General features: G+C 37.4%; 15 protein-coding genes. 6 read left to right on the plus strand and 9 right to left on the minus strand.

The genetic code is table 11. The features are described from left to right. The 6 genes from HXN26_RS05470 to HXN26_RS05495 all read right to left on the minus strand — a co-directional run. Positions 1–288: DDE-type integrase/transposase/recombinase (locus HXN26_RS05470; protein ID WP_337954477.1), on the minus strand; the 288-nt coding region annotated here is incomplete at its 3' end. 793 nt (positions 289–1,081) lie between these two features. Further along, entirely contained in the window at positions 1,082–3,568 is a 2,487-nt protein-coding gene (locus HXN26_RS05475; protein ID WP_273159392.1) for a TonB-dependent receptor, read from the minus strand. A gap of 335 nt (positions 3,569–3,903) precedes the next feature. Continuing rightward, positions 3,904–4,992: a zinc ribbon domain-containing protein gene (locus tag HXN26_RS05480; RefSeq protein WP_373277036.1), complete on the minus strand. Its 1,089-nt coding sequence runs from the start codon at positions 4,990–4,992 to the stop codon at positions 3,904–3,906. Between the two features lie 55 nt (positions 4,993–5,047). Further along, the gene (locus tag HXN26_RS05485; protein WP_273159393.1) at positions 5,048–6,982 is read right to left on the minus strand and encodes a peptidase U32 family protein; all 1,935 of its coding nucleotides are present in this window, start codon (positions 6,980–6,982) and stop codon (positions 5,048–5,050) included. 319 nt (positions 6,983–7,301) lie between these two features. Beyond that, on the minus strand, positions 7,302–8,927 hold the full coding sequence (locus tag HXN26_RS05490) for an OmpP1/FadL family transporter (protein ID WP_273159395.1): 1,626 nt from the start codon (positions 8,925–8,927) through the stop codon (positions 7,302–7,304). 53 nt (positions 8,928–8,980) lie between these two features. Further along, positions 8,981–9,985 (minus strand): hypothetical protein, encoded by a 1,005-nt coding sequence (locus HXN26_RS05495; protein WP_273159397.1) that lies wholly within the window; start codon positions 9,983–9,985, stop codon positions 8,981–8,983. A 232-nt stretch (positions 9,986–10,217) separates the two neighbouring features. Here HXN26_RS05495 and HXN26_RS05500 point away from each other — a divergent pair, with 232 nt between their 5' ends. Together HXN26_RS05500 and HXN26_RS05505 are read left to right on the plus strand one after the other, a co-directional pair. After that, on the plus strand, positions 10,218–11,576 hold the full coding sequence (locus HXN26_RS05500) for an alpha-L-fucosidase (RefSeq protein WP_273159399.1): 1,359 nt from the start codon (positions 10,218–10,220) through the stop codon (positions 11,574–11,576). 5 nt (positions 11,577–11,581) lie between these two features. Next, the gene (locus HXN26_RS05505) at positions 11,582–12,259 is read left to right on the plus strand and encodes a copper homeostasis protein CutC (RefSeq protein ID WP_273159401.1); all 678 of its coding nucleotides are present in this window, start codon (positions 11,582–11,584) and stop codon (positions 12,257–12,259) included. Positions 12,260–12,580: 321 nt separating this feature from the next. Here the strand turns inward: HXN26_RS05505 and HXN26_RS05510 are convergent, their stop codons facing one another. Continuing rightward, positions 12,581–15,043: a transglutaminase domain-containing protein gene (locus HXN26_RS05510; RefSeq protein ID WP_273159402.1), complete on the minus strand. Its 2,463-nt coding sequence runs from the start codon at positions 15,041–15,043 to the stop codon at positions 12,581–12,583. Positions 15,044–15,373: 330 nt separating this feature from the next. Between HXN26_RS05510 and prmA the strand changes: the two genes are divergently transcribed. After that, positions 15,374–16,246 carry a 50S ribosomal protein L11 methyltransferase gene (prmA, locus tag HXN26_RS05515; protein ID WP_273159405.1) on the plus strand — a complete coding sequence of 291 codons (873 nt, stop codon included), beginning with the start codon at positions 15,374–15,376 and terminating at the stop codon, positions 16,244–16,246. Here prmA and HXN26_RS05520 read toward each other — a convergent pair. Continuing rightward, entirely contained in the window at positions 16,173–17,045 is an 873-nt protein-coding gene (locus HXN26_RS05520) for a glycoside hydrolase family 25 protein (protein ID WP_273159407.1), read from the minus strand. The genes prmA and HXN26_RS05520 overlap by 74 nt on opposite strands. 29 nt (positions 17,046–17,074) lie before the next feature. After that, positions 17,075–18,733, minus strand: coding sequence for a diphosphate--fructose-6-phosphate 1-phosphotransferase (locus tag HXN26_RS05525; protein WP_273159409.1), 1,659 nt, complete (start codon positions 18,731–18,733; stop codon positions 17,075–17,077). A gap of 199 nt (positions 18,734–18,932) precedes the next feature. On the opposite strand from HXN26_RS05525, the gene HXN26_RS05530 reads away from it, so the two are divergent. The 3 genes from HXN26_RS05530 to HXN26_RS05540 are packed head-to-tail and all read left to right on the plus strand — an operon-like array spanning position 18,933 to position 22,366. Beyond that, entirely contained in the window at positions 18,933–19,205 is a 273-nt protein-coding gene (locus HXN26_RS05530) for a hypothetical protein (protein ID WP_273159410.1), read from the plus strand. Between the two features lie 6 nt (positions 19,206–19,211). Next, positions 19,212–19,772 (plus strand): 1-acyl-sn-glycerol-3-phosphate acyltransferase, encoded by a 561-nt coding sequence (locus tag HXN26_RS05535; RefSeq protein ID WP_025001067.1) that lies wholly within the window; start codon positions 19,212–19,214, stop codon positions 19,770–19,772. Next, complete coding sequence (locus HXN26_RS05540) at positions 19,769–22,366, plus strand: golvesin C-terminal-like domain-containing protein (RefSeq protein ID WP_273159413.1); 2,598 nt, start codon at positions 19,769–19,771, stop codon at positions 22,364–22,366. The genes HXN26_RS05535 and HXN26_RS05540 overlap by 4 nt, the downstream gene beginning before the upstream one ends. Positions 22,367–22,372: the final 6 nt, after the last annotated feature.

Raw genomic sequence — 22,372 nt, forward strand, 5'->3', positions numbered from 1 at the left:
ATGATTTAGCTTAATCACATTTTTCATCGATCTGTGATATCGTTCTATCTTTCCCTGCGTCTGAGGATGCAAGGGTTTGCCATGGATATGCTTGATATTATATTCCTTACAGAGATACTGTTTGAGAGAGGAAGCAATATAACATGGTCCATTATCTGATAACAGACAAGGAGGATTCTGGAATGTAACTCCTGCCTTCTCAATTGCTTTATCTATTGTTCTAGATACATCATCAGAAGTCATACTCGAACATAACTCCCAATGGATAATATACCTGCTGTAGTATATTTCTTATACCAATTAAATACATACAGTTTGGGAACGGAAATTACTGATTAGAAAAGTTATAATAATAAACATCGAAGTTTATTATTATAAAAATAAAATTTATAATTATGTTTTTTTATTTTTTAATTATAAATTTCTTAGCTATCTGGTAAAACTCTATTCGCATATAAATCTTCTTAGAATTGCAATTATATAGGTAATTTTGCTTTATTATTTCTCTTATCTTTTTTAATTTTCTACCCTTGTCCTATATATATCTCGGGCTGTGAGGTTATCTAACGATTCATACATAGGACTTATTTGATGAGTTTCAAGTTTTTTTATTATCGATCAAAAATTCTTATTTATTTATTATACAAACTAAAACTCCAAACTTAATTGGAGATCAAGTTGTGCTCTTTTGTTTGACAACGTTTCATATCAAATAAGGCGAGATACACCGATAAAAAGATTATTTCTACTCTAAAGTAATCTCCAATGGCATCTTTTGAGCAAAAAAAATCATTCATAAAAGAGTATATTGATGAAAGTCAAAAAGATAATAGATTTTTCAGAGGTTTAGGTTTATGTATAACTTCTATTTTATTGTATAAGTCCCCTAATAAAAACGTCTTAGTTTTACATCTCTACATTAAGATTTCAAGCTTAAAGGAAACACAAGACAAATCAATTCAATATAAAGAAACAAATAAACCGCCTAACTCTCATCGAGCTTGGCGGTTTTAAATTCTTAACAGTAAGTAAATGATGTAGCCTATAAAGCTTACTACAAACTAACAAGTAAGTTTTTTCTTTAAAAGTGGAAAGATACATCAACGCCTATTTGGAAAGGATTTCCAAGCTGGCCAAATGTATATTTTTTTCCTGTTGCAGCACTTTGTACAGCAAAAGTATTGTATTTTGTGTCGGTAAGATTGCGTACCCATAGGTTTATGTGCATAGGACCAAAATCAGCATCAGCATGTGCACCCAATGTGGCATAAAAGTTTTGTGCAATGCTATTTTGCTCGTCCCAATAGGTTTTTCCTTGCGCAGATAAGTTTAATCCTACTATAACAAAACGCAAATGAAATTTGTTCGTAGGGTCGAGTAATGCAGCTGGATCAACATCAATTCGATAATCTGCATTAGCAGCAAGTGTATGCTGTGGAACGAATGGAACTCTCTTGCCTTTGTAATCTACAATCGTACCAGAAGTCGTTTCGGTATATTCATCAAATTTAGTACTCGTAAAACCATAACTTAAAGCATAATTGAGCTTTTTATTGAGGGTTTCGCCTCGCAACGTAGCTTCTAAACCACACGAGTGACTCTTTCCTGCATTAGTCATCATACGGCCAAATCCGTAATTATTTGCCAATACAGATAATTGTTGATTTTTAATTTGCATATAGTAAGCTGCCACATCTAGCGTCATTTCTTCATTCATAAGATTAAGGTGTGCGCCTACCTCATAATTGAAACTGGTTTCAGGTTTGTATTCTATGGTCTTTGCTATATTTTTATAAAAGTCGTTATCATGTTCCACATCAACATCACCACGCGCTCCTTGTGATGCGGCAGAAAGTTCGGTCTGCAATATATCTGAGAACATCTGAATATTGAAACCACCAGCACGATAACCTTTCGACCATGTAGCATAAGCGTTACTGCCATTATTGAAACGATAGGTTAAGCCTATTTTAGGCAACAATTCTTTAAAATGGTTTTTCTCATTATGAGCAAGAGTTGATGTAATAGTTGGTTTTATGTTTATACCCATCACACTCTCGTCTAACATTAAACGTGCAGAAGTGTTATAATCAATAGCAACGTGCGAGTAATCGTAACGCAAACCAAGAGTTGCACGCAAGCGGTCAGTAATATCAATATTACTTTCGTGATAAAGGCCCATGTTAAATGTTGGAGTTCTGAACATTTCAAATATAGGGTCCATTTGCATGTTTATCCTTATACCTCCGGCCTTTTCTATAGCAACTTTAGCAGAAATAGCAGCTACTTCCATTGCTTTTTCTTCAGACATTCCCTTCTTTATTAAATCGGCTGCAATTCGTTTTGTCATTACTGCCAGCATTCCGTTATACGCATAAGCAGTAATTTGTTGAGAGAGAGCCTTATTCATGTCGCCACCAAAATATACTGGGGCTTCTGTTTTCAGCCACTGATAAGATCCATAAGCTCCAAAAGCCCATTGCCAAGAGCTTTGACTTTTGCTTTTTACAGACAATTCTTCGGTGATAGAGTTTTGTAATTGATATTGCTCCAGATATAAAAAGTCATTGGGTAAGTAATCATTATCCATTTTCAATCTATCACGAAGATACTGCCATGAGGTCATCGAATTTATCACAAAACTATTTCCGTTATACTTTAATCCTATCCCAGTATTCAGCATATTGCGCTTGTAAGCACTCTGTCGATTCTGATTTGGAGCTTGAGTACCAGCTTTTAAGGTATAGTATGGTGAGGTTATATCGGTTGTTACAACTTGTTCTTTTGTAACAACCTGACCATATGGGAATCCGTATTGGTTTACAAATTGATAATCGGCAACAAAACTTAGGTCAAGTCTCTCATTCGGATTCCACAATAAGCGTGTTTTTCCACCAAATTCATTGAACTTATCAGCACGCTCGCCAGTATATTTGTTTGTAAAGAAACCATTTTGTCCGTCATAGAAGGCTGAAACAGCAAAAGCAGTTTTATCGTTCATTCTTTTGTAATGACTAATCTCCGCTTTACGCCAAAAATTATTTCCTAACGAGAGTTTTAGGTCGGTGCCTTGATAAACAAATGGATTCTTACTATAAAGACGGATCAATCCGCCTTCAGTATTCATACCATAAAGTGTTCCTTGTGGACCATGAAGTATATCAATGCGATCTATATCGTAAGTGTGGAAGTTGAATGCGCTTTTACTTTGAATAGGCATATTATCAATATACATTCCTACCGCAGGCGAATTTATACGCGAACCTATTCCGCGCATATAAATTGACGATGTATAACGTGCTCCATACTCAGGCATTACAAACGAAGGCACAAAAGAAGAAAGTTGACGTAAGTCTTGTGTATTAAGGTTACGTAGTTGCAGCTGATTGAATGACGTACTATTTAATGGTTGCTGACGCAGAAGATAAGCTTCTTTGGGGTTATCGTAGATAAACACCCCATCAATGTCGTAAATACGTGCAGTATCGCTTATTTCATAATTATTATCGGCCAATAATGATATTGGCAAAAGCGAAAAAAAAAGAATCGTAAATAAAATTTTGTTCATTACTATTTTTGTTATATCTATCTAAAATTTCTTTATAGATGCAAAGGTAAGGAAAACCAAGTAATTAGACAATCCTTATTTATTAGGAAATTTATATATAATATGATGTTTTCGTTGTAAAAGAAACGCTTCTATATATAATCAGAACTTTGAAAATTAGAAATCTAAAGTATTCTGCAAACGTTTAGGTGTAATGGACATTTGAAAACAATAGTATAAGGTGTGAAAGTCGTGCGTAATAATATAGAAAACAAACTTACAACGTGTTGATTAAGTTTAACAAGGTAATAGTTAATCAGCGATTACGTTGTAAAAAAGGAAAAGCAATAATAAAATTATTCGTTTACAACACCACAATGAGGACAACGTCCCTTTCGGTGAAGACGAGCACCACAGTTTCCACACTCATATGTATCCCTACTTCTTTTGAACCAAACCCCAATGGCATAATAGATGTAGAATAAAAGTAGCAAATAGCCTATATAATATAAGGTAAGAACTGAGAAAACAATATAATTCACAGCACAAACAGCAGCCAAACCGCACAGATATATAAAGGAATCATTAGAGCGAAGCAATCGGCGAACGTCATCAAGAGCTGCAATTGCTATTATTAGAATAGCCCAAACCAGTAACAAAAAAATATTTAATAGTATTGGCTGCGAGAAAGGATTAAGCGTAGGATGAAAATAAAACTCTCTCCATGTTTCGGGTGCAAAGAGCTGAATGCTTGCATAGAATGTGGCCGACGTTGCAACAATCATTGTCAATAAGGTAGGGTAGAATGAATTTATATCGTTAAAGTGCACAATATAAGCATTGCGCTTCATAATCTTTCGCATCAAATAACCTACGCTAATCAATGATATAATAACTAAGAAAATTAGCAAGTGAGTATTGGAAAACAAAGAGATAAATTGAGAAATTGGCTTGTCGGGGTCAACATTCTTCAATAGTTGCTTCTCTCGCGCCCAACCAAAGGCAAAATCTTCCGTAGCAACGCGCACCCAAACTGAATCGATACTATCGTTTGGAAGAATACGTATATCGGCTACAACTAACGACTTTCCCTTTCTTACAGCAAATGAGTCGGTTTCGAGATTATTCACAACCTCCTCTGGTTGCTGCCTTAAAAGCATCAAAGAATCTTTATTAACAACAAAATTAAAGCCTTCGGAATAATGATGCTTAACACGAAAAGCAAACGAATCTAACTTTGTCGTGGCACCATACCAATCCATACTTTTATCTTTTGCATCAAATAATGAAAGCGAATCTTGCTCAGAAAGTATACGCCTTGATATTTGAGCTTCTTGGATACTATCAGGAAGACGAAAGTTCGATGGTGTCTTTTTGTGGTAACAACCTGTAAAAACAAATGATGATAATAGAAACAAAAACACAACTCCAAAAGAAATATACATCTCTTGAAGTTTGTTGTAAATTATCCTATGGTCAACTTGTTGTTTCATACGGTTATTATTCAGCATAGATATTCATTTGACAATCCTTGCAATCGAATTCTAAACGAAATCGTTTCTTGTCCCCAAGTTCTAAATACAGCGGTTCTTTCCACGTTGGCTTCTTGCCGCCATGCACAACACAATATCCCAACGAATAGCGAATGCAATGGCGACATTGCATAATAAGAGGATTATCGTGAGTGGGGTTGGTATCCATACACTCAAAAGCTGTCTTCACATTTGCTCCCTGTTGCTCGTAAAATGCTTGTGCCACACGATTGGAAACATTATATAGATAAGGGAAACGCTTATATTGCGAAGGATTGATGTATTCGAAGGCGGAAGCTTTCTTATTTTTTAAATCATATACCTGCTGCGGTTTCGTTTCTTCAACAAGCAATGGTTGAAGAGCAAAACTTTCAATAGCACTGCGCCTTAACTCTGCAAGCACACTGCTCGGAATAAAAAACTGGTCTGCATTATCGGCAACATCTACATGCTCACAGATATATATAGTATTTCCCAATTTAGTAAGTTGGCGGACGATATTCTCTCTCTGAGGTTTCTTAGCTTCTTGATGTTCAAACTGAATGGTAGCCTTTGTTTCAACTTTTGGAACACCAACGCCACTTAAACGAATTGCCAGAAAATAGCCATCAAAAGTCAATCCAAACTCCATTTCAATAGGTAGAAGTCTTACAGCTGACTGACCTGCAAGTTCTTTCTCGAAGGCTTGGTCTTGATTTCTATACAAACCCATTCCTGCTTTCAGCCCTTGTGGCATCTTGTAAGGATACAAACGATTACCAACTGCCTTGTTAACCCGAAATCCTTCCAATGCTTCTATGGTTCGTCCCTCACGATTTATTTGTTTATTGATGAAGCAGAGACCATCGCCATTGGCAAAACTTGCCGTTGAAGAAACATTAAACGAATCACGACGTATTTCTTTTACCTTGCCAACATACTCGCCTAAAGCCTTCGGAGTGTTGGGCGAGAAAATACCTTGCTGCCGTCCGTCAGCGAAATAAGATGTATATCCTCGATTAAAAGTTTTATTAAGATCTGGTGTGAAGTTGCATTCTACTCTTCCAAACGATGCTCGTCGGAATTCGTTAGGGTGTTTTGCAATAATAGCATTTAGCTTTTGATTATAAGCCGAAACAACATTCTTTACATAGTTGATATCTTTAAGTCGCCCTTCTATCTTGAAAGCACATGCCCCGGAACGCATCAAAGTTCCCAAATTATCTATTTGACTCATGTCTTTCAGCGATAGAAGATAACGCTGATGCTCTATCACCTTACCATCAGAATCTTTCAAGTCGAATGCCATTCTACAGAATTGGGCACATGCTCCACGATTTGCTGAACGCTCGAAACAATATTGAGAAGCATAGCAAATGCCACTATAACTCACACAAAGTGCCCCGTGAACAAAGGCTTCCAACTCTACTTCTGGTACAGCTGTATGTATGTTTGCAATCTCTTGCACCGACAACTCTCGTGCCAATACCACTCTTTCGAAACCCAAAGAAGCGAGCCAGCGAACCTTTTCAGCTGTTCTACTATCGCATTGTGTACTGGCATGTAGCGAAAGGTTGGTTTTTAGATATTCCTTGCAAGCTTTCAGTAATCCCATGTCTTGTATTAACAGAGCATCAACCTTAGCCTTTTCCAATTCTCGAACAAGCTGTAACATATCGTCCATCTCGTTGTCGTAAATGATGGTATTCATAGTTACGTGTACCTTTGCACCAAATCGGTGAGCATATTCGCACAACGTAGCTATATCTTCCACACTATTGCCAGCCGATTGTCTTGCGCCAAACTTAGATGCACCTATATACACGGCATCTGCACCATGGTCTATTGCTGCTATTCCACATGCCAGATTCTTAGCTGGAGCCAATAGTTCTATTGTTTTTATCGTATTATCCTTGCTCTGCATACCAATGCGCAAAGATAATCAATAAAACAGAGAAAAGACAGAAGAGTATATTAAAAAATCTAATCCAAGAGGGAGTTCTCTCCTACCCGTTCGTGTTATTCGTCTTATGAGTTAATTGATTTAGAGGTTTAGGTAACCAATCATAAACAATTAACAAAATAATTTCGCAAAAATGAATTAAAGAAATATCCATACCCTTTTCCTTTGGAACCTTCCATTACTTTCAGGTAATACATCAGTAGCTTATAATACAAAAAACACGGCAAGTACGAAATGTACATGCCGTGCCTTTATTTTAATATTTTTGAAACTTTCTTTTTTAGAGACGATAACCTACTGTGAACAGAAGCTGACCTCTATTATTATCAACCTTTGTTCCTACAGCTTCGTTAGAATACGATGTGGTTTTACTAGTTGCAGTGTCTTTTATATCAAAGTTTATCGTAGAGAAAGGATAGAAAGTTCCCTTCTGTGAGCTGTATTGGTAAGCCAAATCGAAATTAAATTTCTTCACTTGATAACCTACACCCAACGTAAATCTGTTAGTTGCTTCCCAATTAACGAAATCAGTAGCAGTTGAATAGCTAGTTCCAATAGAGACAATAGTAGGGTCTTTCTGTGCATTGGTATTGTACATAGGACTTACATAGTTGTAACCCAAACGCAAAGAAAGGTCACTTGTAGGCTTATATTCTGCACCGAACTTCAATGTACTTACTCCTTTTAAAGCCTGCTTAGTATGAGCGTTCATTGCTCTATCGGCCAAAGAACTTTCATAATATGTTCCATAATAAAAGTCATAGGTTACCCCATCATTTATTTGTGTGTTCATATTAGCATAATTCTCGTACTCATATGTAAGACCCAATGCAAGATAGTTGCCCACTGTATGTCCGAGAGAAAAACCAAACTTCCAAGGAGTCCACAACTTATAGTTATAAGTATTTGATACTTCTCCCCAATCGTTTACTGCTCCTGTATTAGTAGAAACATCTATACGAGTTTGATTTTCCGTAGTTAAATCATACCATGTAGGTGTCTTAACATATGCACCTATGCGGAAAGGTGATTCTGCAACAGGACGAACAATAACACCAGCTGTAAGATCGAAGCCTGAACCAGTAACACGACGGAGATCACGAACAGTCACACTGCCCACACCATTCGACAATTTTTCGGTATACATACTTTCTGAATCGTAATTAACATCCTTCAATCCTAAAGTTATACCGAGATAAACTCTATCTCTAATACTACCGCTAATGTTGAAATCGTAATTACCTATATAGCCTGAGCCTGCTCTATCAAAAGAATAAGAATCTGCTAAATAGCTATTGAACTTACCTGGAGTTCCTGCATCTGGTAATAATGTATTAAAATAAAGATAGTCTAACTGACTCCAAGCTAGTGTTACTTCACTGCTCTTGGGACTTTTAAAGCCAATATATCTTTCACCATTTTTACGTACATCAAAACCTCCATATTCTTCTGAACCAAGAACGTTCTTTAAGTAAGACTGGTTATTTTGTGAACCATTACCCAACTTTCCGCTTGCATTTAGAATATTGTTTAAGTTCTTACTCTTGCTATAGTTAAATCCAAAGTTGAGCTTAAAACCATAAGAAGAACTAGGAGAATAAACTAAACCAATTTGATCAAAACTTGTATTGGTGGTTTTACCATTAGCAAACTCCTTTGCATTGCTTTGCATAAGCAAGCCTCCACTCACCGAAAACTGAGTATGACGGAACAATCCAATACCTGCTGGGTTGCTACTGATAGTAGAAATATCAGCGCCAAGGGCTTCCATAGCTCCACCCATACCTACATAACGCGCTGTACCATTAAGGTCGTTGCCCACTAAACGAGCATTTTCGTATGTTTCCTGTGCTCCTAAAGGCAACGAGAACAGCGTTGCTGCAAGCAAATAATATTGTATTTTCATAATTATATCTTATTTTAGACCTAATCTAACTAATTTTTAAAAAACAAAATCTATTACCTATGACCTCCAAAACTACCGCCACCTGAGCGAGAATTACCAAAGCTTCCACCACCAGAACGTGAGCCTCCAAAGCTTCCACCACCTACAGCATGAGATGGACCGCTTGCTGGAAGTGAATTACTACGTTCTATATTAAATGAACTGTTACGTTCAACACTGTTTCTTCTGATAGTGTTATCAGCATTTCTGTCACGAGATATAGTTCCAAAACGATTACCTCTATCATAAGAAGAGTTATTTCTTTCAATAACAACTCGGTTGTTTGAGTTTCCGAATTGTCCACTACGTGCATTCATATTGCCAAACGAACGTTGAGCATTAGCACTATGCATCTGTCCATTATATGCTGGATTGTAACTTCCAAAGCTTCCGCCACGTCCATTCCAATGGTTTGCTGTGCCTGAATGACCTCCAGGATATCTGTATGTATAGACTGGAATACTATATCCATAGTAGCCATAGAAAGGGTATCTCCATGGGTCATTCCAACTGCTATAGTAGCCGTAATACCACCAGGGGTCAAAATAACCTGAGGTCCAACTATAATATCTCAAGTACCATGGAGCTACATAACCATACGATGGATAGAATAAAAAGTTGGAGTTTCCATATCCCCAAGGATAATAAAAACCATAGAAGTCATCAAACCTACCCATACGACGACTATATGCAAAGTCTTCTTCAGCATTCTCAAAATAACGATCAAACTGATAGATTGTATCTACTTGATAAGTTCCATCTTGATTTTTTATCTGAACAATATCATTTCCTAAAGAGTCCTGCCCTAGCTTTTTATAAACTTTATCCAACAATCCTCTTCGATTATATTCGTTGTCCGATTTATCAATTCCGCTGTAATATCCGTTTCGATGAGCTTTCTTAGAATCCTTATACTCACGGATAGACTCCTTAGATGGTGTAAAATACACATCATCTTGCGCCAAAATAGTTGTTGGTAAAGCAAGAGCCATAACAGAAAGTAAGATTAACTTTTTCATATTATTACCTCCTTTAATTTATTTTATTTTTTGTCTTATTTTTCATATGATGCAAAAATAACATATCTTAATGTGCAAATATACGGATTTTCCCTAACTTAACGTAGGTTTTTCCCTATTTATTGATATGATCATTACATACGAATACCATGCCACAAGATATAAAGAAACATTATTGTTGCATACATTTCAAACATTTTAAGTATATTTGCACAAATATTAAAAAAGAATTATGAAACGATCAATTAGTACAACTCTGTTCGTTCTTGCATTGACTTCACCAATCTTTGCACATACAAATGGATTACCAAAAGAAGACAATAACAAGTTGTTAACAACTCAAACTACAAACAAGAAGTATGTTCCTACTGCAGAAAATCTTGCTGCGCGGAAACGATTCGAAGGGTTTCGCTTCGGAATATTTCTGCATTGGGGCATTTACAGCACTTTTGCACAAGGCGAATGGTACTTAAATAACAAAATTAACAAAGATGAATATGCAAAGGCTGCATCGGCTTTTTATCCATCATACTTTGATGCCAACGCGTGGATAAGTGCTATTAAAGCCTCTGGAGCAAAGTATATTACATTCACATCACGACACCACGATAGCTTTTCTATGTTTAAAACAAAGGAAAGCAATTATAATATTGTAGACGCAACTCCTTTCAAACGTGATGTATTGAAAGAACTTGCTGATGCCTGTCATAAGCAAAACATAGATCTACATATTTATTATTCTATTCTTGATTGGATACGAGAGGACTATCCTATCGGCAGAACAGGATTATATACAGGTCGTAAACTAAAACCAAACTACGATACTTACTTCGACTTTATGAAGGGACAAGTTAACGAATTGCTCCACAACTACGGCAAAGTAGGTGCTATTTGGTTAGATGGTTATTGGGACCACGACAGCGACAGCATTCCATTTGATTGGCGGATGGAGGAATTCTATCGTTATATTCATAGTATTCAGCCAACTTGTTTGATTGGCAACAACCATCATATATCACCGATAGATGGTGAAGATTTCCAAATGTTTGAACGCGATTTACCTGGCGAAAACAAGGCTGGACTATCTGGTCAAGCTATCAGCCGCCTTCCTCTTGAAGCTTGCCAAACTATGAATGGTATGTGGGGATATAAAGTTTCTGACATCAATTACAAATCAACCGACCAACTTATTGAGCTCCTTGTGCGCTCAGCAGCTAAGGGTAGCAATCTCTTACTCAACATTGGTCCACAGCCAAATGGCGAACTTCCTGCTCTTGCACTCGAGCGTTTGCAAGGTATTGGCAGATGGATGAAGCAGTATGGAGGAACCATTTATGAAACAACAGCAGGTGATATAGCAGAAGCCGATTGGGGTGTGAGCACATCAAAAGGGAAGAAGACCTATCTGCACGTGTTAAAACGAGATGCTGAAACCATTTCTTTCGCATTGCAATCAAAGCCTAAACGCGTTATAGAATACGTTACACGCCAGCCTATTTCGTATATATATAATAAAAAAACAAAAGTGTTTACTATCCACACTGGCAAGCATCAGGACGTGGTAGATTATGTAATAGAAGTAGAAAAGTAACAATTATGCCTATATTAGAAGTTTGCACAGGTAGTCTGCAAAGTGTTATCAATGCGGTAAAAGGCGGAGCACAACGCATAGAACTATGTTCTGCTCTATCGCTTGACGGCTTAACGCCATCGTTAGGACTTATAAAAACTGTACGCACACTATATCCTCAACTCACAATTCACGCACTTATTAGAGTGCGTGAAGGAGACTTTTGTTATACTGAAGAGGAAATCAGAGCAATGGAGTCTGACATTAAAGCATTACTTCCATATGCTGATGCCATTGTTTGTGGAGCATTAACTCCAAAAGGCAACATAGATATTCCATCCACACGCCGACTGATTGAAGCTTGCGAAGGAAAGCCATTTACATTTCATCGTGCTTTCGATATTTGCAATAATCCATTGAAAGCACTTGATGAACTTATAGAACTAAACTGTACACGTGTACTAACTTCAGGACAAGCTCCATCGGCTGAAGCTGGAATTGGTACATTAAAAGAATTTGTAAAGCACACTGAAGGACGCATGATTATCTTACCTGGCGGTGGAGTTACTCCTTTAAATGCTAAGAAGATAATTGCAGAAAGTGGAGCTATAGAGGTGCATGGCTCGGCATCGGGTATGACAAAAAGCGGTAGAAAAGAAACTCTTACTGAAGTAGTTGCACAGATTCTTCAACAAATAAAGTAGTTAAAGCTATATAGAACACTGAATACAAACACGTTAAACTATACTTTTTTATTAATTAAAGAATAGATATAGTTCCCTGCTTTTACCGCTATCATTCTACTGCAAACCGCTCTGCAATAATGTTGCAGAGCGGTTTGCAGTAATACTATTGATAGGTTACAGCATCAGTGCAAAGTCATCACAGAAGAACTGCACGGAGCTTTCCACGCGACCAAAACATTTTTCTGCGATTACTATAAGTTATATATAAGACGCCCATCTTGCAATTGAGTAGCAAGATGGGCGTCTTTATTTAAAACCATTTAGTTATATATGTTGTAATTATAACTTTCCTATTACCTTTAAGATTTGCTCGCCTATATTGATAGTATAACCTTGTTGAACGTATACAACACGATTGAAGCTATCGCAAATCAGGAATATTGGGAGCGAAGGACTAGTTAATTTCATCTGCTCACGTATCTCATTTATAATCTTCTTTTCCACATCTGTGCCCCAAACAACATTTGAAGGAAGGTTCTCAAACTCCTTGAAGTTGAAGCGAGATAGGTGGTCTGCATCTTCAAAAAGGAAGATCATCTTGCGTCCCCACTTCTCAAACTGCTCCTTATAGGTGCTTATGTCGCGCAAAGTATGGTTGGTTGGTTCTTGGTTTGGCGCAACAATGCCAATCATATAGTAGCCTCTACCAGCCGTAGAGAGCAAACTCTTGTCGGTGTTGGTCGCCATATCATGGTAGATATCTTCGGCATTGAAACTGCCAATCACCTGCACAGCATCTTCGCTTTCGCGCATTGTAAACGGTAAACGTGTTTCTTTACCAGCCTTTATCGTGAACAAATGGGTTTCAGCCAACACCTGCCCGCTTGCCATACGTGTACCCGTAATGAGCATATAGGTGCCTTCTTCCAACTCAGCACCTTTCTCAAAGTCAGCTTTCCACGTAGCATCTTCAGGATAAGTAAGAAGTTGTGCAACACCATTTTCTATTTTATTTAAGGTGAAATGACTATAATATTTAGGGTTGTCGTTATACTTTGTCGGCTTGTATGCTAAGATTAACTTACCCTTTGGCACACTCTTTTCAGCCTGGTTACCTTCAAATTCCACATCTACCCAAGTATCGTTGGTATTGTATTGCAGCTTTCCGTTGATTTCATTGATACGTGCAGGGAATCCTAAACTGCGTGCTGCAGCAACAAAGAAGATGGCTCTACCCAACTTATCGGTTTTCTTTTCGCGCCAAACACTCATAGGCAACATACGCAATCGCTGTGGGTTGTGTGCCTCGTCAATTACGATATTCGACTTACACCACGCTATAAGAGCTTGCGAAGTCTTTATGTTTGCCATCTTTTCTGCCAAGAAATGGCGATAAGGAGTAAGCCATTCTATCTCTATACGAGGATTCATTACATACTTGCAATAGAGTTCCGAAGTATTTGTTTCGGCAACTTCGTGGTCTTTCAACACCTCTAACTGCACATCGCGAAGGTCTTTTTCCGAAATAACATCTAACAGACGCTGTGCCATTTCCTTATTCTTTGCCTCGCGCAAGAAAGTCTGAATGGTTGCATAATTGCCACGCGACTTGTCTTTCATCGTAGCTTCGTATGCCTGACGGATAGAGTCTTCGTAAGCTAAACGCTTTGTATTTTCTGCTCGTTGTGCATCGGTAACATTCGGAAGAACAGTACTTATCGATGGTGGCGTAATGTCCCAAGTCTTTGTTTTGGGCAATCCGTTGCGCTTTAACACAAGGCGCAGTTCCTTGGTTTTGCCAAACGAAACCTTGTCAATGCCTACCTTACCGTCTTTAGATGCCCATACTATCATATCGCCCTTACCTGCTGTAAGCGTAGCCACACCATTGCCGTTGGTTGTTTTCTTTGCAACAGAGTAAAATTCGGCATAGTTGTAGAGTTTAAATTCTACCTTTGCGCCTTTCACACGTTTGCCGTTTTCGTCTACAACAACTACTTTTACCTCTGCCGTAGGCGCATAATTGCTGATTACATTTATCTCCGTGTAGAGCGGAGTCTTGCTCATTACTTCTTCAGGACCATCGTAATCGCCAAACACTTTCGTGTGCATAAGCATACCACGAGAGGCACTTTCGTTGAACCAACCTAAGTTAAGAATAGGCTCAGGCTCACATGCTCCGAGGAAATACCACCTACCATCTGCCCATGCTTCTACCCATGCATGGTTGTCGTCGGTATGCGCCCAACGTGGCGTATATACTTGTCGGGCAGGTATTCCTACCGATCTAAGTGCTGCAACAAGAAAAGTACTCTCTTCACCACATCTTCCGTATGCAGTGCAAACTGAAGCTAACGGACTGCTTGTTCGCCCATCTGAAGGACGATAGGTTACCTTTTCATGGCACCAGTGATTTACTTCCAGAATAGCATCCTTCATTGATAAATGCTTTACTCGGTCCTTTAGCTCTGCAAAAAACACTTTTCGACTATCATCTAAGTTCTCGTTGTTTACACGAACAGGTAGTACAAAATGCTTAAACTCGCGCTCTGGAATTGTCTTTCCCCATGGCATTTCACGACGAGCCTGTAGCGCTAAAGCTATGTTTTCCTCATAAAAGGCTTTGCTATAATCGGTTTTGTCAGGCAAAGCCATGTACTTATAAAGGAAGTTTAAATAAGTAGTTTCGGGCTTTACAATTGTTTTTACATCTCTTTGTTGAGAAATGTAAAGATTGCCTGCACTGCTACTGCCGCTAAAGCACGAGGCTAAAGCAAGCAAAAATAGAATATTCTTTCTCATGTTAGTAAAATTCAGATGGGCTTATTAAAAGCCCATAATGATTTAGTTAATATTGTTTTAGGCAAAATTACGCTTTTTTATTGAGTAAGAAAAATTATATAATACCTTTTTTTAAAACAGCTTTAATTCTTTGATACATTATTCTTATAAATTGTCAGACAACCATAAGTAAATAAAGAATAAGGCATAACGTAATTATGAAGACCTAAAGTCATTCAACTATTTACTCATTTTCTTTCTTCAGCAATATTGAGAAATAGATTTATAAACTATCATTTTATCATTTTAAATATTTTCTTTGTACATTTGCAACACGTAAAAAAATATGTAATGAAGTACCTACAAATAACATTTAAAGTTAGTCCTGACACCGAATTAGTACGTGAATTATTAGTAGCAATGGCTGGAGAAGCTGGCTGCGATTCATTTGTTGAAGAGGAAAACGCATTGAAAGGATATTGTCTTGAAGATATTTTCGATGAAGAAACATTAAAAGATGGGATTTCTAACTTTATTCTTCCCGACACAAAAATAGAATATAAGGTAGACAAAGCCGAAGACAAGAACTGGAATGAAGAATGGGAAAAAGCAGGATTTGCTCCTATTATTATAAACAATAAATGTATAATTTGCAGTGAAAAGGAAGAAAATCCGCAGGCATTGATAGCGAATAGAGAGGACAATATTCCTATATTAGTGATAAGGATTGACCCTAAGCAGGCTTTCGGTACTGGCACACACGAAACCACACAAATGATTGTTACTCAATTGTTGGATATGGATTTAAAAGAAAAAAATGTATTAGACTGTGGTTGCGGTACAGGAATCTTATCAATAGTTGCAGCTAAATGCGGAGCGAAAAAGGTATGTGGATATGACATTGACGAATGGAGTGTGAGGAATACGATAGCAAACGCAGCGGCTAACAATGTGTTGCTTGAAGTAAAAGAGGGCAATAGGCAGATTATAAGCAATTTCAACGAACAATTTGATATCGTTATTGCAAATATAAACCGCAACATACTTCTTAATGACATGTCAGCTTTTGTACAAGTATTGAAGCCTCAAGCAACATTGATTTTAAGTGGTTTCTATGAAGAAGATGTCGCTTTATTAGAAGAGAAAGCCATTAGTCTTGGACTGAAAAAGAATCAATGCCAAGTGAATCACTCGTGGACATGTTTGACATTTCAACGGAATTAGACTCTGGAATAAGTAACTGCGTAAGGTTATAATACGAACCATTAAAGATATTAAGGTCTACGTAACCTTTTATCCCTGGCAATTTGCCTGCGTCTGTGTGCTGCCAGAAAAGCCATTTACCTGGGTATTCCATCTTATCAACATAGTAATGAGCTATCCAATAAGGATAATCATCAAAGCGAAAGTCTGACAAATATTGGTCTTTAAACTTGTAGTAGGTGTAAATAATTGGCTTCACATGAAACTTATCTTCCACTATATGCAACCAAGTAAGTATATTTTGCTGAAACTCCTCCGTGCTAATACCTGTCGGTTTTGTTTCAATATCCAACACAGGTGGTAGGTCGCCCGATTCTAAAGGGGTCATGGCTATAAAGAAATAAGCCTGACGACGAGGCGAAGAATTATTGCTCCAAAAATGATAAACGCCACGAATAAGTCCTGCTTCCTTTGCATTGGTGAAGTTAGAACGGAAATTTTTATCAACATGACTATCACCTTCAGTAGATTTCATAAAGACGAATCGTACTGGAGACTTCTCTATTAGCGCATTACGGAGTCTACCCCAATTTACATTTCCTTGATGGTGACTTATATCTATACCATGTATTTCATAACCATCGGGATAATCTGGGTCTCCATAAATAGCTCGCCAACGAAAGCCTGATGGGGCAACCAAAAAGAAATAAAGCAAACAACAATAAATAAAGGCAATGGATATGCCTCCAACCCACCATGCCCACATGGGCACTTTGCGCAATCGTGTGCGAATCTGGTCGATTGTTTGAGGAATATCCATTATCTTTCTTTTATATCATTGTTTCTTATTTAAAAAACAAAAACTTCTTTACCTTGTTCCAACGCTAACGTTCGCGTTGTTTGATCGCAAACATCCGAAGGTCCCCAATACTGAACAGGCCCAGGGTAAATATAGCTTGTTTCTTTTGCCCACTTACTACGTAATTTTACAAATTCTTTAAAAGGAGCTCCATCAAGATCCACAAGAGCCTTACGAATAACAGGCTTCATTTCGCCATTACGACGCTCTAAGTTCATCATCATTGTGATAGGCACGCCTCCAGCAATCCAATTTTCTGCCTTTTCAGTGGTATTCTTAACAATTGCCATATAACCGGTCTTTCCGTTGGCAATAAGCTGAACTGCTGAAGTTCCAAGGGAGTAGCAATAATCAGCATCAAAGTTTGATGGAGCTGCGCAACGGCCTTCATAACCCAAGAAGTGATGTAATGTAGCAAAACTACCATTATACTTTCCTTCTTTAGCCCATTTATTCAGTTTCACTCCCACCATTTCAGAGATAAGTCTCTCTGTCTCAATGAGTGAAACTTGTACATTTCCATGGGGGTCTCTATCTAGAGATAACTGACGTGCAACGCCTTCAGGAAGCGTTTCGAATGTAGCTTTGTTTCTCTCTGATAGATGTTCAATGATGTAAGCTCGCTGAGCATCTATATCAAGGTCTTTATAATCGTTTCCATGCTTTGCTAACAAATCGTTCAGTTCTTCAATGAGTCGTCCTATTGCAGGGATAAACTCAATTAATCCTTCAGGAATCAATACCACTCCATAGTTTCGCCCATCATGAGCACGACGTGCTACAACCTTTGCAATATCTTCTACTATATCGTTTAAAGACAAGTCGTTAGATTCTATTTCCTCAGAAATCAAGCAAATATTAGGCTGCGTTTGCAAAGCACATTCAAGCGCAATATGTGAAGCTGAACGTCCCATCAACTTAATAAAGTGCCAATATTTACGTGCAGAATTGCAGTCACGCGCAATATTACCAATCAATTCAGAATAAGTCTTAGTCGCTGTATCGAAACCAAACGATGTTTCTATTTGATCGTTTTTCAAGTCACCATCAATTGTTTTTGGACAACCAACAACCTGTACTCCATACTTTTTGGCTGCATAATACTCTGCAAGTACACAAGCATTAGTATTAGAGTCATCTCCACCTATAATAACAAGCGCCTTAATATCTAATTCTCGAATGATTTCTAAACCTTTTTCAAACTGGTCTTTTTCCTCTAACTTTGTACGTCCGGAACCTATCAAATCAAATCCACCAGTATTTCTATATTTATTGATAAGAACTTCTGTTATTTCAATATAGTTGTGATCAACTAAGCCTCCAGGGCCCATAAGAAAACCAAACAGACGATTTTCAGGATTTAATTTCTTTAGTTCATCATACAAGCCAGATATCACATTATGACCACCAGGAGCTTGTCCACCTGACAAAATCACTCCTACGTTTATTCTAATAGATTCTTGTTCCTCAGCAGGCACAAACTCAACAAGAGGCATACCATATGTATTTGGGAATAAATTTTTTATCTCATCATGATTATCTACACTTTGGGTAGGTTCCCCTTCTTTAATCTTGACAGCACCCTTAAGAGCGTTTGGTAGTTTTGGCTGATAGCTTGCTCTTTCCTTTTGCAAAGCACTCGTTTCCATACTCTAATCTTTTTAAACGTTATTATTGAAACAATCTATGTTATTGATGCAAAAGTAATGTTTTAAATTGATAATTAGGAACAAATAATGGTAAAATAAACAAATAACGCTAATTTTCTTGATACATATTTGTTTTTGCTATTTTTTTATATTATCTTTGACTCATCAAAGCTAATAAAAAGGATAGATAAATTAAAAAATGGGAAATAAAAGAATTCTTAAGCGCACCATAAATTATATCTGTGGCGATTTATTTTCAGAAGCTATAGCAGCATCGCTCTATGGTAATAATATAAACAAAGAGAATATAGAAGCACTTTTAACTTCTATTGTTCTTTTGCGCAATAAATATGTTGGTCGCATTTCGCATGTTGAACCTGGTATGAAAGCAAAAGTTTACTTCAAAGATTTAAAAGAGAAGTTCGATGCAGAGACAAACGAAATAATTGATCAAATCTGCAACTTAGTATAAAGTAATATGCTTAAAGACTTTGCTTCATGGCTTCTTTACAAGCGCATGAGATGGAAAACGGAAGTTACAATTAATTTCCCCAATAAGTTTATTATTTGCCTAGCACCACACACAAGTAATTGGGATTTCCTTATTGGACAACTCTATAGCAAAGCTGAGGGTATTAAGGGTAATTTCTTAATGAAGAAAGAATGGTTTTTTTGGCCATTAGGAATCTTATTTAAAAGATTGGGCGGTATACCTGTATTCAGAAGCAAGCACACCTGTATGACTGACATTTTAGCAGAACATGCAAAAAAAGCAGATACTTTTGGTTTGTGTATTACTCCAGAAGGAACACGTTCGCTAAATCCAGAATGGAAGAAAGGATTTTACTATATAGCATTGAAAGCTAATATTCCAATTTTACTTTATGGTTTGGATTATAATACAAAAACGATTGTCTGCACCCAAATTGTTATGCCAAGTGGAGATATTGAGGAAGATATGAAAACTATTAAACTATATTTTAAGAATTTCAAAGGCAAACATCCCGAGTTGTTTACCATTGGAGATATTAAAGAATGATGAAGAAATTATTGGCTTTCATTCTGAGCACTATATATATATCAGTGGGAGTTGCCCAAACAAATAAAACAGAATGGGGTAAAGCTGAATATAAAGGAAAACCATGGGTAGAGAATGTTTCACGCCCAAACACAATAACAGAAGGATTGAATGGCAGACATCTTTCAATTTGGTCATCGCATGGTCGCTACTATGATGTTAATAAAGGAATTTGGAAATGGCAACGTCCTAATCTTTTCGGAACTACTGAAGATCTCTACACACAAACTATAGTAATACCATACCTTTTTCCAATGCTGGAAAACGCAGGAGCTATCGTTATATCACCTCGTGAACGTAATTGGCAAAAGCAGGAAGTTATAGTGGATAACGATAATCCAAAATCAAGTGCCAACGCTGTCTATCAAGAAGTAAACGATAAAAAGAAATGGGAATCTGTTATCGGTTCAGGCTTTGCCTTTCATCCGGGAACATATTCAGAAACCGAAAATCCTTTCATAGCAGGTTCTGCTAGACAAATAAAATCAAGGAAACGAAATAGCAAACTTAGTCATATTTCGTACCAGCCTTATATCCCTCAAGATGGGAACTATGCTGTTTATGTTAGCTACAAAACAATTAAAAAAAGTGTTGACGACGCAGAATATATAGTTTTTCATAAAGGACAAGAAACACGTTTTCGTGTAAATCAACAAATAGGAGGCAGTACTTGGGTATATCTTGGAACATTTGAATTTGACAAAGGCTGCAATATCTTTAATCGTGTAGTACTAACGAATCATACCAAACATAGAGGTATTGTTACCGCAGACGCAGTTCGCTTTGGTGGAGGTATGGGAAATATTGTAAGAGGAAGACAAGTAAGCGGTTTACCTCGCACACTAGAAGGAGCAAGATATTATACACAATGGGCAGGAGCGCCAAGAAATGTTGTTAGCAAAAGTAATGGATCTAACGATTATAATGACGATATAAATACACGTTCTCTTTATACAAATTGGTTAGCGGGTGGTTCTTCTTATCTCCCAAATAAAGAAGGTCTAAAGGTTCCAATAGAATTAACATTAGGCGTACATAGCGATGCTGGCGTAAAAGCTGACGGAAGTACAATTGGAACCTTAACCATCTGTACAACAAAAGATGGCAACCCTACGTTAGGAACTGGACTCTCTCGAAACGCTTCTCAAATTTTTGCTAACCAACTTCTAACAGATGCAAAGCGAGATATAGAAGGTACTTTTAAAAGAACCTGGAATACGCGTGGAGTTAAGGATGCTAATTACAGTGAGACTCGCTTACCAGAAGTTCCATCTGCAATTATAGAAACACTTTCTCATCAGAATTTTGGTGATATGAGATTAGGTCAAGATCCTAATTTTAAGTTTACGCTTGCACGCTCTATTTATAAAAGTATTCTTCGCTATTCAGCGTCGCTTCATAAAAAGTCATACGTTGTCCAACCATTAGCTCCTGATAATTTTAGAATAGAATATGTATCAAAAGACAAGGTACGCTTAAAATGGAATGGAGTTAACGATCCATTAGAGCCAACAGCAAAGCCAACATCGTACAACGTCTATATGGCAACAGGTACAAGCGGATTCAATAATGGAGTAAATGTTCGTGGAAACTCATATGAAATAACATTAGAGCCCAACGTATTATACAATTTTAGGATTACGGCATGCAATCAAGGAGGTGAAAGTTTTCCAACAGAAGTGTTGTCTGCATATCATAAAGAAGGTGCCAAACAGACAATTTTGATAGTAAATGGTTTTTATCGACTTTCGTCTCCAGCTATTATTGACAACGAAACAGAACAAGGCTTCAATCTAGAAGCTGACCCTGGCGTAAGCTATGGTATTACTGCTGGTTGGAATGGAAGACAAAGCAATTTCGACAAGACACAGTTTGGTAAAGAAGGTACTTCTGCCTTAGGCTTTGGAGGCGATGAGCTTGTAGGGAAATTCATAGCTGGTAATAGTTTTGATTATGTAAGGACACATGCCGAAGCGATAGCAACTAGTGGAAAATATAATATTGTAAGTTGCTCAAGTAAGGCTATCGAGAATGGATACGTCAAACTTGAGAAGTATGCACTCGTAGACTTAGCACTGGGATTGGAAAAGAACGATGGACACAGTCTATACTACTACAAAGCTCTTCGTCCTGCTATGCAGTTTCAAATAGCTAACTATCTAATTCGCGGTGGCAGACTCTTTGCAAATGGCGCATATCTTGCTACTGATATGACCGGAAGTAATGAACAAGAATGGCTTGCTAAATTCTTAAAGATTTCGGCTGCAGGAAGCAATCAAAACAATTATGATGTTACCATCAGTGGCTTAAATTCGCGATTTGATATATACAGAACCATGAACGAGGAACACTATGGTGCTTACTCACCTGACGTGCTCCAACCTGTAGGTTCTGCTTTCAGTGTGATGACATATGCCGATAACACAAGCGCTGCTGTAGCTTATAAGGGTACAGATTTTCGTACTTTCGTTATGGCTTTCCCGTTTGAATGTATCAAGAATATAGATGTACGTAATAGAATTATGCGTGGCATTTTAGCTTACTTGTTGAATTAAAACAAG

Source organism: Prevotella aurantiaca, from assembly GCF_015262605.1.
GTDB lineage: Bacteria > Bacteroidota > Bacteroidia > Bacteroidales > Bacteroidaceae > Prevotella > Prevotella aurantiaca.